The sequence below is a fragment of the Qipengyuania sphaerica genome (assembly GCF_019711595.1).
Classification (GTDB): domain Bacteria; phylum Pseudomonadota; class Alphaproteobacteria; order Sphingomonadales; family Sphingomonadaceae; genus Qipengyuania; species Qipengyuania sphaerica.
Window position 1 is genome coordinate 1 of record NZ_JAIGNR010000001.1, and the last position, 15,995, is coordinate 15,995.

Annotated in this window: 14 protein-coding genes; 8 read left to right on the forward strand and 6 right to left on the reverse strand. The window is 55.3% G+C overall.

The window, feature by feature from the left end; all coding sequences use genetic code 11:
* Positions 1 to 1,094: calcium-binding protein (locus K3178_RS00005; protein ID WP_221569347.1), on the reverse strand; the 1,094-nt coding region annotated here is incomplete at its 3' end.
* A gap of 291 nt (positions 1,095 to 1,385) precedes the next feature.
* On the opposite strand from K3178_RS00005, the gene K3178_RS00010 reads away from it, so the two are divergent.
* From K3178_RS00010 to K3178_RS00030, 5 genes are all read left to right on the forward strand, one after another.
* Positions 1,386 to 2,249 (forward strand): metallophosphoesterase family protein, encoded by an 864-nt coding sequence (locus K3178_RS00010; RefSeq protein WP_221569348.1) that lies wholly within the window; start codon positions 1,386 to 1,388, stop codon positions 2,247 to 2,249.
* Positions 2,250 to 2,467: 218 nt separating this feature from the next.
* Positions 2,468 to 3,088 (forward strand): PEPxxWA-CTERM sorting domain-containing protein, encoded by a 621-nt coding sequence (locus K3178_RS00015; RefSeq protein WP_221569350.1) that lies wholly within the window; start codon positions 2,468 to 2,470, stop codon positions 3,086 to 3,088.
* Between the two features lie 469 nt (positions 3,089 to 3,557).
* The gene (locus tag K3178_RS00020; protein ID WP_221569351.1) at positions 3,558 to 4,520 is read left to right on the forward strand and encodes a DUF1996 domain-containing protein; all 963 of its coding nucleotides are present in this window, start codon (positions 3,558 to 3,560) and stop codon (positions 4,518 to 4,520) included.
* Positions 4,521 to 4,746: 226 nt separating this feature from the next.
* Positions 4,747 to 6,096 carry an oligosaccharide flippase family protein gene (locus K3178_RS00025; protein WP_221569352.1) on the forward strand — a complete coding sequence of 450 codons (1,350 nt, stop codon included), beginning with the start codon at positions 4,747 to 4,749 and terminating at the stop codon, positions 6,094 to 6,096.
* Between the two features lie 33 nt (positions 6,097 to 6,129).
* Positions 6,130 to 6,375 (forward strand): XrtV sorting system accessory protein, encoded by a 246-nt coding sequence (locus tag K3178_RS00030; RefSeq protein ID WP_221569353.1) that lies wholly within the window; start codon positions 6,130 to 6,132, stop codon positions 6,373 to 6,375.
* Positions 6,376 to 6,397: 22 nt separating this feature from the next.
* Here K3178_RS00030 and K3178_RS00035 read toward each other — a convergent pair whose 3' ends face one another.
* Positions 6,398 to 7,636, reverse strand: coding sequence for an acyltransferase family protein (locus K3178_RS00035; RefSeq protein WP_345719821.1), 1,239 nt, complete (start codon positions 7,634 to 7,636; stop codon positions 6,398 to 6,400).
* Here K3178_RS00035 and K3178_RS00040 point away from each other — a divergent pair.
* Complete coding sequence (locus K3178_RS00040; RefSeq protein ID WP_221569355.1) at positions 7,549 to 8,862, forward strand: O-antigen ligase family protein; 1,314 nt, start codon at positions 7,549 to 7,551, stop codon at positions 8,860 to 8,862. The two genes, K3178_RS00035 and K3178_RS00040, sit on opposite strands and share 88 nt — an antisense overlap.
* 10 nt (positions 8,863 to 8,872) lie before the next feature.
* Complete coding sequence (locus K3178_RS00045; RefSeq protein WP_221569356.1) at positions 8,873 to 10,063, forward strand: glycosyltransferase family 4 protein; 1,191 nt, start codon at positions 8,873 to 8,875, stop codon at positions 10,061 to 10,063.
* Here the strand turns inward: K3178_RS00045 and K3178_RS00050 are convergent.
* From K3178_RS00050 to K3178_RS00065, 4 genes are read right to left on the reverse strand one after another with little or no spacing between them, the layout of a single operon-like run.
* A complete protein-coding gene (locus K3178_RS00050) occupies positions 10,054 to 10,830 on the reverse strand; it encodes a CpsD/CapB family tyrosine-protein kinase (RefSeq protein ID WP_221569357.1) in 777 nt (258 codons plus the stop codon). The genes K3178_RS00045 and K3178_RS00050 overlap by 10 nt on opposite strands.
* Positions 10,827 to 12,290, reverse strand: a complete 1,464-nt coding sequence (locus K3178_RS00055) for a GumC family protein (protein WP_221569361.1) — start codon at positions 12,288 to 12,290, stop codon at positions 10,827 to 10,829. Before K3178_RS00055 ends, K3178_RS00050 begins: the two co-directional genes overlap by 4 nt.
* A gap of 3 nt (positions 12,291 to 12,293) precedes the next feature.
* Positions 12,294 to 13,502, reverse strand: a complete 1,209-nt coding sequence (locus K3178_RS00060; RefSeq protein WP_221569362.1) for a hypothetical protein — start codon at positions 13,500 to 13,502, stop codon at positions 12,294 to 12,296.
* An 11-nt stretch (positions 13,503 to 13,513) separates the two neighbouring features.
* Complete coding sequence (locus K3178_RS00065) at positions 13,514 to 14,131, reverse strand: polysaccharide biosynthesis/export family protein (RefSeq protein WP_247713464.1); 618 nt, start codon at positions 14,129 to 14,131, stop codon at positions 13,514 to 13,516.
* 56 nt (positions 14,132 to 14,187) lie between these two features.
* Between K3178_RS00065 and K3178_RS00070 the strand changes: the two genes are divergently transcribed.
* On the forward strand, positions 14,188 to 15,765 hold the full coding sequence (locus K3178_RS00070; RefSeq protein WP_247713539.1) for a tetratricopeptide repeat protein: 1,578 nt from the start codon (positions 14,188 to 14,190) through the stop codon (positions 15,763 to 15,765).
* The last annotated feature ends 230 nt before the right edge of the window (positions 15,766 to 15,995 follow it).

Below are 15,995 nucleotides of genomic sequence, written 5' to 3' on the forward strand. Positions count from 1 at the left end.
TCGCCATAGATGCGGTCGTTGCCGTCCTGGCCGTAGATACGGTCGTCCTGGCCGCCGCCCCAGGCGCGGTCGTTGCCTTCTTCGAGGACTAGCACGTCACGCCCACCGTAGCCATAGACACGGTCGTCACCATCGCCGGCGTCGATGCGGTTTGCTCCATCGTCGCCCACAAGACGATCACGGAAAGCGGAGCCGACCAGGTTTTCGATCGATACAAGGGTGTCGATGCCGGCTGAAAGCGTGTCCTGCGCATCTGCTGCAAGCAGGTTTATGAACACTCCGCCAGTAACGCCAACATAGCTAGCAGTGTCGCTGCCCGCGCCGCCATCAAGGAGATCGTTTCCTAGGCCACTATGAAGCTCATCGTCGTCCGCCTCGCCATACAGGCTATCATTTCCTCGGACAGCATAGAGAATATCGTTGCCGTTTCCGCCGTAAAGTTGATCTTCGCTGCCGAATGCCGTGCCGCCGGTAATTGGATCAGCATAAATCTGATCATCGCCATCTAGGCCACTGATCGTCTCGGGTCCCTGATACCCGATCATGATGTTATCAAGGGAATTGCCGTTATAGGTCCATCCCAAAGCGTAGGATGAATTCTCGTTCAAGAGATTCTCGACATTCTCGGGAAGCGAATAATTCCCAGTGACGCTAACGGTGTCGATCCCGCCATCCATGTCTTCGATCACCGCTGCGTTGGCGGCGACGAGGTAATAATCGTTCCCCAAGCCGCCGATCAACGTCGACCCACCACTACCGCCGAGATAATTATCTCCGTCGTTGCCAATCAGCGTCGAGGGGCGATTGGTATAGGCGCTTTCAATGTTTTCTCCGAAGTCGAAGACCATTGTTGTATAAACATCGACGTGATCGTAGCCCTCATCCGCGAGTTCGATCACCACGTCATTGGGATCATCGATACGGTAGGTATCGTCGCCTTGGCCACCCTCCATCGTGTCGGCGCCTTCACCGCCGTCGAGCGCATCATTGCCGGCCAACCCACGAAGTGTATCGTCGCCACCGAGGCCGTTTATGGTATCGTCATTTTCAGTGCCAACGAGCAGCTCGCTGTTTTCAGTACCGGTAATGGCCATTTGCGACCTCCTAATGGATTGAATTCACAAAACTCTTGGGAATTAAAAGGCATACCCCCCGCCAAGCATCAAAGGCAAGCGTGGAATCGAGGGGGCAGTGTGAGGCGATCTTTGGCCATCCGTGTTGATACTAAGTCCTTCCGCCTTACTTTTCGCAGAGCAATGTTCTACACATTTCCCAAACGTGCATGACACGGAATAGAAAAAGCAGAGCAGTTTCGTTTTGGAACATGTAAAGCGCCGGGCCGCGGTCGAGGTTGAATCCCGACCTGATCTTTGTGGAGCAAAGAGATGAAGCCTTGGAGACTGGTTGCAAATCTGGGTCGACGCGAATCGCGCGCTCGGGGCAGCCGGGCGACCGCTGAAATTCAAGGCTCCTATGCTCACAGACTCTTCGAAAGAGGTAGAGAATTCGAAAGAATCTACGCCATCGGAGATCTGCACGGCGAGTTCGATCTCTTTCGCGAGGCGCTCAAGGTAGTAAATGCCGATAATGCTTCGAAGCCTGCTGCCCGATCCACAATAATATTGCTGGGAGATGTGGTCGATCGAGGCCCGCAATCGAAGCAATTGCTGCAGGTGCTCCAGCAATTCCATACCGCCTCAACAAGTTTCATAGTCCTTCGTGGCAACCACGAAGAAATGTTGCTTCAAAGCGCCAGAGGCGACGAGGTAATGCAGCGGTTATGGCTGCGGAGCGGAGGAAGGCAAACGCTGGAAAGCTATGGCATCGATCCAGACCGGTTTGCCCGACGTTCGCCAACCGAAAGAGCAGAGATGTTGTTGGCAGCTCTCGGCGATGAAACGCTGCAATGGCTTGACTCGCGCCCGCTTAGCTATCGCTCGGGGTCATACTATTTCTGCCATGCGGGCGTTCGCCCAGGTGTCGAATTGAACAAGCAAGTCGCCAGTGACCTGCTTTGGATCCGAAACAAATTTCTGTATAGCGACGAGGATCACGGCGCGGTGGTCGTCCACGGGCACACGGAGGTGGACAGCCCCGAATTCCTCTATAATCGGATCAACATCGACACTGCCGCCCATAAGTCAGGGCGCCTAAGCGTTATAGGCATGCAGGGGACCGACCTCTGGCTATTAAGTGTCTCTGCAGATACGCGGAATACGAAGACGACTGTTCAAAAACTGATCGTTTGAAACTGCCGATCTCGAGCTGAGCGGTGTTTGCCATTCTCTGCCCATCGAACCAACGGAACATACGATAGGGCTTTCCCACTGGAAAACATCGAGAAATTCAACAGGTGCACCATTGCATTTTGGTTAACCAAACGTTAGGAAGTGCTTTAACTAGGGTCGGTCGATTCGCAGTACGTGACCATCAAGACTTGGCGCGCCATAGACCGGAGTACGAGTAAATGAGAAATTTCCTTGCTGCCACGGCGATTGGTCTCGCTTTGTGTGCCGCCCCTGCCTTCGCAACTGAAACGATTGCGCCGATTTCGACTTCGGACAAAACTACTTTTGCTCTGGAAGTGGACGAACCTTGCGATGTGACGCTTCCGGTTCCGAACGCGACGGCGTGCGCGGGTTATTATTCGGGCAACCTTCTCAACGGCAGTGAGACTGATCTCGCAAACCAGGTGGAAGCCCTAAACGAGCTCGGTTACAATTTTGATGGCGACTGGAATGGCGTTTCTTCCAGCGTCGTGTTTTCTCTCCAGAACGGGAATCAGATCAACTTCGGGACCGTGCTTTACGGTCTCACCTTCATCGGTGCCCATTTCGGGAACGTGGCGGGGGATGCCGGCAACGTTTCGGTTTTCTGGTCGTTCGACTTCGGAGAAGAGGGGGCTGAATATATTACCCTCGCCGATACGCAGGGCTTTTCGAATGCCGTGCTATATTCGACAGGCGTGCCGGCGGTTCCCGAACCCTCGACATGGATGATGCTCCTGCTGGGCTTTGCGGCCGTAGGCTTCGGTCTGCGGAGGCGTTCGGCGAAGCGCGGACTTACAGGAAGCGCAAGCTTCGCATAGGGCGCTTGCCAGACTCGCCTTGCGGCGAGGCCGGGCGATTTAAATTCAGACGCGATCAAGCAGGGTCGGCTCTTCGCGAGTCGGCCCTCTTTATTTTGTCAAATAATGCTCTCGCAGACTTGAGAGTGCCGCCCCGTCTCATCTCCTGACCAAAATATCGCGTTTTAGCCGCCACGATCGCCTTGGGGACTGGAAGCGCTAGCCCCGCCGCACTAGGGGCCCGCGCTCGGTCGCATTTTACCCGAATTTAACCTCAAGAAACTAGGTCCCGTGCTGTATTGCGCGGAGGAAAATAGTGCTCCAAACTAACCGTATGCTTCTGCTTGGCGTCGCTTCCCTTTGTCTTACCGCATGTGGAGCTGGCGAGGGTGCAACTCCCCCCAATTCCGGTGGCATAGCCGTTGTAACGCCGACACCGTCCCCCACCCCTACTCCCGCTCCGACGCCGACCCCCGGCACGAACGCCCAGGTGCAATTGCCCAAGGTGGCGTCGGGTTTGAATATCGATTCGTGGCTTTATTCCAGCCCCATTCCGGAAACCGCGGCTCCAGACGTGCTCGGTGCTTTTCGTTTCTTATGCGCGCCAAGCCATCTCAGCTACGATGACCCCATCGTGCACCCGGGGAAATCCGGGGCAGCTCACTTGCACCAGTTCTTTGGCAATACGGAGGCCGATGCGAATTCGACTTACGAGAGCCTGCGCATGACCGGCGATAGTACATGCACGAACGCACTGAACCGATCGGCATATTGGATGCCAGCGCTTCTGGACGGTCAGGGATCAGCGATAATTCCGAACTACGTGGCAATCTATTACAAGCGCCGGCCATCCAGTGACACGTGGTTTGCGTCGAACAAGACAACTCCCACCGGCATTCCCCGAGGGCTCAAATACGTATTTGGCCATCCCAATGGATCGGTAAAATTCAAGTGCGTTCAAGAATGGACGCCCGTCAGAGAATCCGATTCCATGCCCGACGCACTTTCTGGGTGTGGCGCCGGCCAGAAACTCATGGTTTCGATCGCTTCGCCAAGCTGCTGGGATGGAAGGAACCTCGATTCGGCTGACCACAGGTCTCACGTTTCAATGGAAGTGAGAGACGGAACGCGCACTTACTGTCCGGCTAGCCATCCCTACGCTCTCGCACAATTTACCATGACCGTAGAGTGGAGCATCGAGACCGGAGATATGCCGGCGCTGTGGCGATTCTCGAGTGACATGGACAATGTCGAGCCCGGGTCGACATTCCATTCGGACTGGTTCGGAGCCTGGGAAGATGCGGTTCTCGACATGTGGCAAGACGGTTGCATCGACAATCTGTTGAATTGTTCGGACGGCGACTTGGGAACGGGCAGGAAGATGAAGCGAAACAATCTTTATCCGACAAGCGGAGCAAACCCGCGAAAGATTGCGGTGCACACCGTTCACTAACCTTCGCCACAGCGAAGGGGCGGCGTCACCCCATTCATAAGAATTTTATTTGCGATCTGATTTCCCGTACTTCAGCCCTCTGAGCTGAAATGTCGGCTGGCGAAACTCCGGCTACCATGTCATTGAGATCAATGCGGATGCCTCGAGAATAACCGAAGTGCGTCGTAATTCGTGGTGATATTCACGGCATCGAGGGCGTTGAACGCAGCGAGAGGTCGCGCATCAAATGATGATAAATCGGGTTGTGCGCAATGTGAGCTGGGTTGGAATTGCATTCGGCCTGCAACAAGTCATCCGTCTTGTTACCAACATCGTGCTGGCAACGATCGTGACCCCGTCGGTGTTTGGCATAATGCTTATCCTGAATACCTTGCGCACTGGAGTCGAACAGATTTCCGACGTCGGGATAGGCCAGAACATCGTCTTCGACAAAATGGGCAACAGGCCTAAGTTCTATAATACCGCCTGGACGATCCAGATCATTCGGGGGCTCTTGCTGTTCGGCGCATTTCTGCTCGCGGCGCCTTTTTTGGCCACAGCATTCGGCGGTGGCGAACTTGGCGCTCTTCTGCCGCTGTTCGCCCCAATCTTCGTGATCACGGGTTTTGCCACACCTGCGATTTTCCTCATGCAGAAGAACCATCAGATCAGGAAACTGGTTTCGCTCGAACTGGTGATCGCCTTGATCGGGGCTATACTCGCGATTGGCTTCGCTTTGGTATCCCCTACGGCAGAGGCGCTGGTTTGGGCTTTGTTGCTTACCTCGGTCATTGCGGCACTTCTCGGTGCCCGAATGATGCGCTGGAGGAACTTGCGCCTTTGTCTCGATAGAATCATGGCGCGCAGGATCCTGTACTTCGGCGCTTGGGTGTTTGTGGCGACGCTGCTGCATTTCGCCGCATCCAGCTTTGATCGGCTCTATTTCGCGGCAGTGATCCCGCTAAGTTTGTTGGGCGTCTACGGCATAGCGAAGACCTTTGCAGATGCGGCATTCCAGCTTGCCCACAAAATCTCCACCCTGATTGTCTTTCCGACAATCGCAGATGCACACCATTCCGGGGCAGGCATCGCTGCGATCACGAAGCCGAGGCAGATCGGAGTTCTCATCGCAGGAATACTTATCGGCGGCGGCCTGGCTTTCTCAGATATCGCTATCGGTTTGTTGTACGACGCGCGCTATCAATCTGCTGCCTTCATCCTCCCGGTCCTTCTCGTTGGCGTCTGGTTTTCGATACTCTCGGTAATCAACGAGTCAGTCGTATATGGATCGGGGAAACCGGTATTGAACGCCGGCGCGAACGCAGCCAAATTCGCCTGGTTACTTATTTTGGTGCCGTTCGCCTTTCAAAGCTATGGATTCGCCGCCGCGCTCGCCATGATCTCGCTCGGGGACATTCCGAGGTATATGGTTCTTTCCTTCAGTCAGTCAGGTCAAAAGCGCGTTTTCGCCTTTCAGGATCTTGTCGGGACAACCACTCTGCTGATTACTGCCGCCTCAATTCGTTGGGTACTGCTAATGCTGGGTTGGGTTTCCGAATTTCTTCCAATGGTTCCCCCGCAGCTCGGATCGGTCTAAGGTGCAGAATAGACAGTGACGGGGCAGTAGCGCATGGAAACTTTATGGGATTGGGTCACCGTCTTCGCGTTTGCGGGTCTGGTTACCCTGATGTTGCAGCGCTCCAATATGGAAGAACCGCCTGACTCCTTGTGGCACTACGCACCGCCCGCAATCGGGTGCGCTGTCGTGAACTACATTGGCAACGAAGGGTATGACGTTGTTGCCGCCATCGGTTTCAGCCTGATAGTTGTCTACGTCATTAAAGTGTTGAAGGTTTCCTTTCGGCGAGAACCTTAAGACACCTAGGCATACCGCATCTTTAGTTGGCAGCTGCTCCAACCTTTCGGCGGATCAATCGCCGGCCAAGTTTGGTCAGGGGCATTTCGAAGTGACGTGTCGATAGATGCGAAAGTAGCCAAGTGGCTAGGGCGAGTGGAACCCTTAAAAGATACTTCACAATCGTATCTTGCTCGTTTCCACCAAGGGGAGTTGCCTGAAGCATGGCGTGCCAGACATACAGGGAATAGCTGATTTCAGCGATGTATCGAGCGGCCTTGCCTGTCCATATCTTGCCTAGCATGCGCGGGAATGCGTACAGCGAGCTTCCGATCGCCAAAGCCGCGATATACGGCCGAAAATATCCGAAAGCGCCTGCTTGCGGCAAGCTGGCAACCATCAAGAGCAGGATCGCAAGTGGGGGCAGCCACGCCGGGATCCTGCTGTTCTCGCGCGGGGGGAAATTGATCCACACCAGCGCGACGCAAGCACCTGCGAGAATTTCATCGACGCGATGCCAGGTCACAATGCTGATGATCTCGCCATCGGATATTCTCAAAGCCGAAACGCCGACTGCAGCGATGGGAAGAAGCAGCAAGCCTTTGCGTCCGCACAAGGCGACGAGCAAGGCGGCAAACAGGTAGAACTGAACTTCGACGCACAAGCTCCAAAGGTGCTCGCCACCTTCCATCAAGCGTGCCGGTGGAAGGTTGGCGTAGAAGCCAAGATTGGCGATGCTGGTTGCAAAGTTGGGCTGGTTGACGACAATCAATATTATCATTGCCAGCCAAGCCAGCGGGACGATGCGAAAAATCCTTTTGACGAGGAAGTCCCGCACGGTCGGATCACTGTGCAAGAGCTTGGTGATCAGAAAACCGGAAAGGCAGAAAAAAAGGGCCATGCCGCTGGCCGCTACAGCGGCGTTTAGCTCCCAGCTAGCATGGCCTATCGGAAGCCAATGCCCCGCGATTACCAAGAGAATGCTCAGGGCCCTCCATCCGTCCAGAACGGATAATCGCGAACTTGAAGTCCCCGTGGATGCCTGTATCGAAGGCGCCAGGCGAGAGGCGGTTTCTTCGTGGGTCAAGTCAGAACTTTTCCGACAATTTCTTTTGCAACTCATCTCGCGCCGGAGATGATTTGCGCGGCCCAAAACACCGCATCTTATAAACCGGGAGGGCCGCTCCGATGCGAATGATCGGCATCCTTCTGGTAATCGTCTCGCTCCCGATCTTCGTCGTTTGGTTGAGAGGCAATCCCGCAAGATTGCGCCTTGCCGCATTTGGTATCGGCTTTTTGCCTTTCGGCATCGCATTCTTCAATCTCGATGCTGCCTTGATCAACTGGAATATGTGGCCGGGGCACACGAAGGGCCTGATCGTAACGATTCTGGACAGTCTGGCTCTCGCAATTTTGATCTCGAGTCGAGAACGCATCGGGTTTCCGCCATTCGTAGTCCTCATCTCGCTATATTTCCTCGCTGCCTGTGTATCGATGGCATTTTCGGCAGTTCCGATGAGCAGCGCTTTCTATGCCCTACAAACTCTTCGGGTTCTCGTCCTCTTTCTCGCCGTAGTCATCGTTTCGAGGCAGCCTATGCCGCGCGACTGGTTGTGCTTCGGTCTGGCCTCGGGCGCTATTTTCCAAGCGGCCTTCAGCATCTACGAAAAAGTTGGCGGAGCGGTCCAGGCGTCCGGCACTATGTCGCACCAGAACTTGCTCGGCATGATGCTCCATTTCGCGACCATACCGCTCATTGCGATGATCTTGGCCGGCGATCGCCGACGCGTCATTCTCCTAGGCGCCCTCGCTGGTTTATTGGCCGCAGCGCTTACTGCTTCACGTGGGACGGTAGCCTTTCTCGGATTAGGTATTGGCATCCTCGTCTGCATTTCATTGGCTCGCAAGGCGACCAAGGTAAAATGGCAGGCATTAGGTCTTGGAATACTGGCTGCTGCAGTTGTCGTCCCGCTTATGTTTTCAGCGCTTGCCAACCGGACCGCAGCGGAAAAACTGTCAGGCGACGAGGAACGGGCAGCATTCGAACGAGCAGCCATGGCAATGTGGAGCGATCATCCCATGGGGGTGGGCGCAAACCGGTATGTGGTGACCGCAAATGTGGAGGGATATTCGGATGAAGCCGGTGTGGTTGCAGTTTTTGGCAGCAGAGCCGCACACGTCCACAACATCTACCTGCTTCACGCAGCCGAAATGGGTTGGCTGGGTCTGCTCACTTTCATAGCTCTCATCGCAACGGCGATCGTCAGGGGGGTGGCATTTGCCATTCGCGCGAAGGATAATCCGGCGGGAGACCTCGTGCTGGGGGCAGCTGTCGCGCTACTGACCATGTCTATTCATGGCATCTTCGAATGGATTATTATCCTGAGCGAGCCACAATACCTGATAGCGATAGCTTTGGGCATAATCGCAGCTGCCAGAGGCATGAAATTTGAAAGCGTTGGCAGAACCCGGGCCCCCGACCCTATCATCCGCCAGGTCATGCGGTGACTGATCTCACATGAGAAAAATCGGCTACCTTGTTAGTGATCTCGCGGCGCCATCCCACACATTCGTTCGGCGGGAAATCGAGGCTCTGGGACGACAGGAAATTCCTGTCGAGGCCTATTCGATACACGGTGATATTGGTTCCGAGACCTATCAAGCGATCCTTGGGCGGCCCATTCACCAGTATGTTATCGCCGCGATCCGCCAATTTTTCGGGGAGCCGATAAGGACCACGAGGACCTTATTCCTTGCCTTGCGTCACCGTCCTCCAGGGATAAGGCACCTGATTTGGTCTATCTTCCATTTCGTCGAGGCCATTTTTCTAGCGAGGCTGCTTCGCGAAGATGGCTGCGCCCACCTGCATAATCACTTCGCCAATAGCGGTGCGACCGTCGGAATGCTTGCAGCCCATCAGGCCGGGATTTCGTGGAGCCTCACCTTGCACGGAATATCCGAGACCGACTTTCCTGCCATCGCCACCCTGCGCGATAAATTAGAGGCGGCAGCGTTCGTAGCCTGCGCAAGCCGTTTCATGATGGCCCAAGGCATGCGTCTCGTAGATCCCGAGTATGGGGCGAAATTCCTTGTCGTGCGTTGTGGGATCGACCTCGGTTCGTTGCCACGACCGAGGAGCGCGACTTCAGGCTCCCCACTCCGAGTTCTGGCTGTCGGGCGACTTTCTGCCGAGAAAGGCTATTTCGGGCTTTTCGAAGCCCTGTCAGCGCTCCCCCAATCGCTTCCCGATTACGAGGTATCGATCATCGGCGATGGGCCGGCTCGCGATAAACTCGTTCAGAGCATGGAAGAGGCTGGGTTAGGTAGAAGGGTAAAGCTGCTCGGTGCTTTGCCGGAACGGGAAACCCTGCAGCATATAGCTCACTGCGATTTTCTCGTCCTGCCGAGCCTGATGGAAGGACTGCCAGTCGTACTCATCGAAGCGAGAGCTCTGGGAAAGCCCGTGATCGCGACTGCGATTGCCGGAATCCCGGAGCTTGTTAGTGATAGGGTAGATGGCCTGACCTTCGAACCATCCAACTGGAAGCAGCTTCGGATCGCTCTAGAGACGCTGCTGACCGACGACGATCTCCGAGGAAAACTGTCCGAAAACGCCGGCTCTCACTTCCCTGAAGAGTTCAACATCGACAAAGCCGCGAGCATTCTCGCCGAGAAGTTCCGACCGATCCTGCAGAGTTCTCATTCGTAATATCGGGAGTATGCAGTGCTGCCGTAGGAATAGGAATCGCCGATCATGCCTTCATAGCGGTTCAAAATGGTGCCGAAGCATTTTGCTGGTGCCAAAATCTTCAACAGGTCCAAAATGTGCCGCTTGGTCGTCTTGCCACTTTCCACGATCAGGAAATAACCGTCCAGGTTCTGCAAGGCGATTATCGTGTCGTCATTGGCAAAGGCAGGCGGCAGATCGAAAACGCAGATAGGCTTTGTTGGTAAAGCTTTCAAAGATGCAACCAATTTGCCCAAGCCCGGCCCAGACAGCAATTCCGCCGTTTTCTTCGGAACCGTTCCCGTCGGCAAAACAACAAGGTCCGAATTTTGCATCCTGACTGCGATGGACTGCAGCCCGATCGAGGGTTCCGATAGATAATCGCTGACCCCGACCCCCACATCGAGATCCAGATACTCCGCAACGGAACCACGCCGCAGATCAAGATCCACTAGAACGACCGGCCTTTCGGCGACTTGCTCGAGCGATGCTGCCAATGCAATCGACAGCGTACTCTTGCCGACGTTCGGAGTCGCCGAAGTGACCCCAACCATGGTGACGTCATTTTCGGAGAGTTTTTGAAGCACCTTGCTTCTCATCAAAGAGAATGGGCGAAGGGCCAAACCGCTTGCATTGCGTAGCAGAGCAGGTGGCGCAGGCCGTTCATCGAACGAAATCTCCGGTAAAAGTGAGATGTCGAGCGTATCTGTTGCGCCGAGGAAGGTGGAAGCATGGGAATCTATTGTCATCGGGCTAACCTCAACCAGCGCAACAAGCGTCCGGGTTCATGCCGGGTTGGAGCGTCGTCCGCTACCTTGAGCACATCGACGACGGGGATCACCCCAATCGGGGAAGCGCCCAGCAAAGCCTCAAGCGATTGAGGATCCCGGATAGGCCTGAAAAAGAGCTCTACAGCGAAAGCGAGACCTACACCTACGGCAAGGCCGCCAACCACCCCAACGGCTAAAATGAGCAAATAATTGGGCGAGGAAGGTCGCTCTGGTGTGATTGGGGCCTCCACAACAGTCAGCCGCTCGGTCATGCGCTCGTCTTCTGCCTGAACCCCGGTTCGGGCACTGGTCAACTGAGCGCTCACTTCCTCGTATTGCTCGGTGAAGCCTGTCAGCCGTCGTTCAAGGTTTGCAACTTGTTGCTGCACCAGCGGGGCACGTGATTGAGCCGCAATTTGGCTGTTAAGCCTGCTTTCTTCGCGGGCTTTGGCCGCTTGCAACGCAGCGATTTGCGAATTGTTGAACTCGATTTGGCGCGTCAGGTCGTTTATTTCGGAGCCGCTTGGCCCAGCCGATTTGGCGAGCTCACGAGCCTCGGCTAATTTCTGGCGAGCCAGCACGACGTCCGGATGGGTTTCGGAATAAACTGATCTTGCCGCTGCCAATTCGCGCTCCGCCGCCGCCACAATCGGGTTGCGATTATCGGCACTTTGGGCCGCACGCCGCTGCGATATCAATGCCTGATTGTCGCGCTGGAGCGCACCGATTTGGACATCGTAGCTGCCTTGACCGCCCGACAGGATCAGTCCCCCGTCAGACAGGCTCATCCCGTTGCGGCGTTTGATGTCGTTAATCTGGCCCTCGATGGTCGCTATCTGGTCCTCGAGGCGCGATGCGCGCTCCTCGAGGAAATCGACGGTATTGGTGGCCTGCTCGACACTACCTCGTGCGTCGAGTTGCAGGATGCGTTCCATCAGGTCCTGTGCGACTGCCTGAGCGGCGACTGGATCCTCATAGGAAAATGAGAGAGTGAATGCGATTGTCTCCGACAAAGCTCCACTAGCCGCATCGGAAACAGTCGGAGCAATCTCGATCTCGTCACGCATGTCTTCGATGATTTCCGACATCGAATCGTTTCCACGACGATCTGCATAGATATTATGCCGCTCAATCATGGCGACGAGATCCGGCCTGCTGGTTATTCGTTGTTTGATCCTGGCGATGCGCCGGTCGATGACATCTACGTCTGTCTGATTCAGAACCTCCTCCGGCAGTTGAGGAGCTTCGACCAACATTATCGCTTCGGCCTTGTACTGCACGGGCACGACCAGTGATGTGACTGCGGCTGCCAAGGTCCCGATTAAGAGGGCTGTCAGAATCCACCATTTACGGTCTCGGAGAATGTTCGGAACCTGGGCAAGGAAGGTCGCCCCAGCTTCCTCGGCTCGTGACTCTCCATGGTGCTCAAACGAGTTCATGATCTATCTGCCGAAATTAAGTGTGAGGCCGAACATGATTTGATAATTCGATCCTCTGTCGAAAGGGTCGTCAAACAATTTCACTGCACTGGGACTGACGTAAACCCCGACAGTATCGCTGATCGGTCGCGCATAATAAGCTGACGCGCCCAAGAACTTGGTCCGCTGAACATCTGCCAGATCGAAAGCAGCCAAAGAAGCTTTTGTATCGCTGTATCTTAGATTGAGAGTAAGATTCTCGCCGCGATCATACTGTTTGTTCCAGGAAAAGTTCGCTGCGGTTACCGTGCTTGCGCCGCCGATGGTCGTCGGACGCGACTCGCGCGATCCACTTGCACACATCTTGCCCTGGAAAAGCTCTTCGCAGAACTCGACATCTGCAACAGCATATTCGCCGTTATCCGTTTCCCCAAAGCCCGTATCGACGCGAACAATCGAGAGACCTGCGCGCGCGGCAAGAGTCCCGGTTGGGCTCGTTTCAAACTCGAAACCGGCTTCCGCCGTGGCAAATACGCCATCACCGCGAGCCTGATCGAGAAAATCGGACAATGATCCGTTTGCGCCCAGAACCAAGCTCACGCGAGGGCTGAGATCCTGGTTATAGCTCAGGTCGAGGCTGGTCGTTCGATAATCCAGGCCCCTCTGATCGAACCAGTTCGCACCAGTCGCAACTTGCCCGCGCAACGACTGCGTGCTCGAAAGCTGCTTTGCCGCCCCGAAGCTTGCCGAGGCACTTTGACGCCTGACGGTCTGATCGATCAACGTCGGATCAAGTTCGAAGTCAGTCCCGGTTGGCGGCGCAATTTCACCATCGGGAGGTAAATTTACCAACAGGTCTGGTGAGGCACGCTTTCGCGTCTCGTACATAGCGTCGCCAAACAGCTCCAGCGTCTGACTGACATTCTTGCTAGCGCTCAGTGCAGCCTTGCCCGAGAGATCGGTATCGTAACGTTCCAGCCACTCCTCGATCCTGACCTGCCCATCCAGTACGACTGTGGAGGTTTCGTCCTCCCATCGAATTTGCGGCAAGACCTCCATGGTCAAGGCGATCCCTTCGGCATCATCGCCGCCAACGAGAAACGGATTGCTCGCGACGAGGGCTCCGGTCCTGATTTCAACCGTTGGTCCCTCCTGAGCCTGAACGCACGCAGACCACAGCGCCGAGAAGCAGACTGTTGTTGCAAGGCAAAATTTCGAACCCTGAAGCAGCAATTCAAATCCCCTTAGGGTACGATGATCGTGTCACCGGGCTGAATGGTCATGATGTTGGCAGCATTTACATCGGCGTTGCGCAAATTCGATTTGAACAATCGCGAGATGCTCACGCGATACGGTCTAATGGCTCCCCCCTGCTTTCGAAGCACAACAATGTCATCGAGGTTTGCGAATTCGCTCGGCCCACCGGCCATCGCCAGCGCCTCCAGAACATTCACCCGGCGTGCAGGAGTAAAGGCACCTGGAGCATTTACGCGCCCCATCACGGAAAACTGGGTCCCGCCCGAAGATACAACTGAAACGGTGACGCGTGGAACTTCGCCACGATACTCGGGCTGCAACCTTTCGGTGACTATTGCCTCGATCTCCGTAAGGGTCCGACCAGCGGCCAAAACCTGTCCAACCAGCGGGAAAGCCAATGTGCCGTCGGGGAGGATCTTGACCGAGCGCTGCAAACGCTCTTCGCCCCAAACATAGATTTCGATCTCATCACCGGGATAGATACGATATGGCTCCGACGCTTCCGATGATGATTGAGCTGTACCATCTTGAGCCATCAGCGGAGACATCGCTAGCATTGCAAATGGTGCAATCGTAGTCGTGAAAACTAGACCGAAAAAGCGCATTACTGAATATCCATCCACCGTCGATTTGCTGTTTGGAAGGCACTATAGCGTTGAAAATGCTCCTGCGACACGTGAATCTTAAAACCGTATCAATATGGGCAACTATCGCTGTGGCCGCGCTCATTGCCGGATATTGGTATTTGAAGGAGACCAGCGACGCGAAAGCCTACGAACTTGCCGGAGAAGCTGCTCGCCTGCAGCAAGCAGGTGATTTGGTCAAAGCACGTCTGGCCCTGACGAAAGCGATTGCAATCCGGGATGATGTCCCTGATTTCTACCTCCAGCTGGGCAGAGTGAGTTTTCAGCTAGGCGACCGCACCACCGCTTTCGCATCATATGATGTCGCGACATCTCTAGCTCCTCAAAATACCGAGGCACTTCTTGCTGTTGCGCAGATCGGGCTCCAGGTCGGCGAGCGTCAAAAGTCGAAGGAAGCTACGCGGCGATTGCTATTGAACGATCCCAGATTTGTCGAAGCGCGATTGGTCAATGGTGTCCATCATATGCTCGGCCGAGACTATGACGAGGCGATCGAGGAGGCCGACGCTGTATTGGCGATAGAGCCGGACCACACCGAAGCGGTCATCCTGAAGATACGTGCCTCCGTCTTGAATGACGACGAGCAAGCGGCACGCTCCTTGCTTCGCGCATATGCCAGCGAACGATCCGACAGTCCCCCGTTGGCCCTGACCGAACTCGAAGTATATCGCGAGTTTTCGGATGCCGATGGCATGATCGCGGCATTCGGGAAACTCCGAACTCTATTGCCGAAAAGCGCAAATCTGAGTTTGGACGAAGCAGTCCTCCATTACCAATTGGGCCAGAGTTCGAAAGCTACCGATATCGTTTCGCAAGCACTGGCACTCGATGATGTCGGAGCTGAGGAGATCGGCGCGCTGGTACGCGTGTTGCGCCTGTATGCTTCGACACCGGACATTGTTCGTGCATCCCAAGTTGTCGGTAGGTCGGGCAATGTGGATGCGCGGGTCGAATTGGCGAGACTATTGCTGCAGCGCGATGAAGTGGGCGTGGCAACAGAACTGATGAAGGATTTGCGTGGGAACGAGGCCTCCGTCTTTGCTGCCTCGCGAGATTTGGCCCTCGGCCGCAGTGTCGAAGCGCTAAACGCGGCAACGGCTATCGTCGAAGTTGACAGCACAAATTGCACTGCGAGGTATGTTCAGGCCCGCGCTCATCACGAGCATAAAGATTTCAACAAGGCAATCTACGCCGCTCAGCGTGCGACAGGCGAGTGTCCGACATTAGTGGAAGGCTGGTCGGTACTTGCGAGCGCGTATGACGAACAGGGAAAGAGCACGCAGTCCGACCGCGTTTTCGAACAGGCGATCTCCGAAAACCCGCAAGAGCCCTGGCTTACACATCAATATGTCGATTGGCTCATTGAGCGAGGAGAACCACGCAAGGCGCTCGCGGTCCAGAGGACGCTAGCGCGAGCGATGCCGGGCTACGCACCGGCCTGGCGAAAATATTTGCAACTTTGCGGAGACATCGACCCTGCCTGCGTAAAGGCCGCAAAACACGGTCTTGAGCTATCCACCCAGACATACGGAATTGACCCACCGCCGGGCGAGCGCTCTTCAAGCGGTCTGTTCGGAAGGTTCCTCATTCGCTGAATGAGTTGCAGTGGATGTAACGAATTGGGACATCCATCCTAAAAAACTAGGTATTTTCCTTTAGTTCAAGCACTTCGCTGGTTAACATCAGGTTGACCCAGGCGGGCGGAGTGATTCGCGAGTTGCCTTGCGCTTAACCAATGCGTCGGCGCTCGCGCAGTGGTCTGCGACAAATCCGCGTGTTCCACATGCTGAAATGTCGGGTCGTGGCGGCGTTTGGACAGACGCCT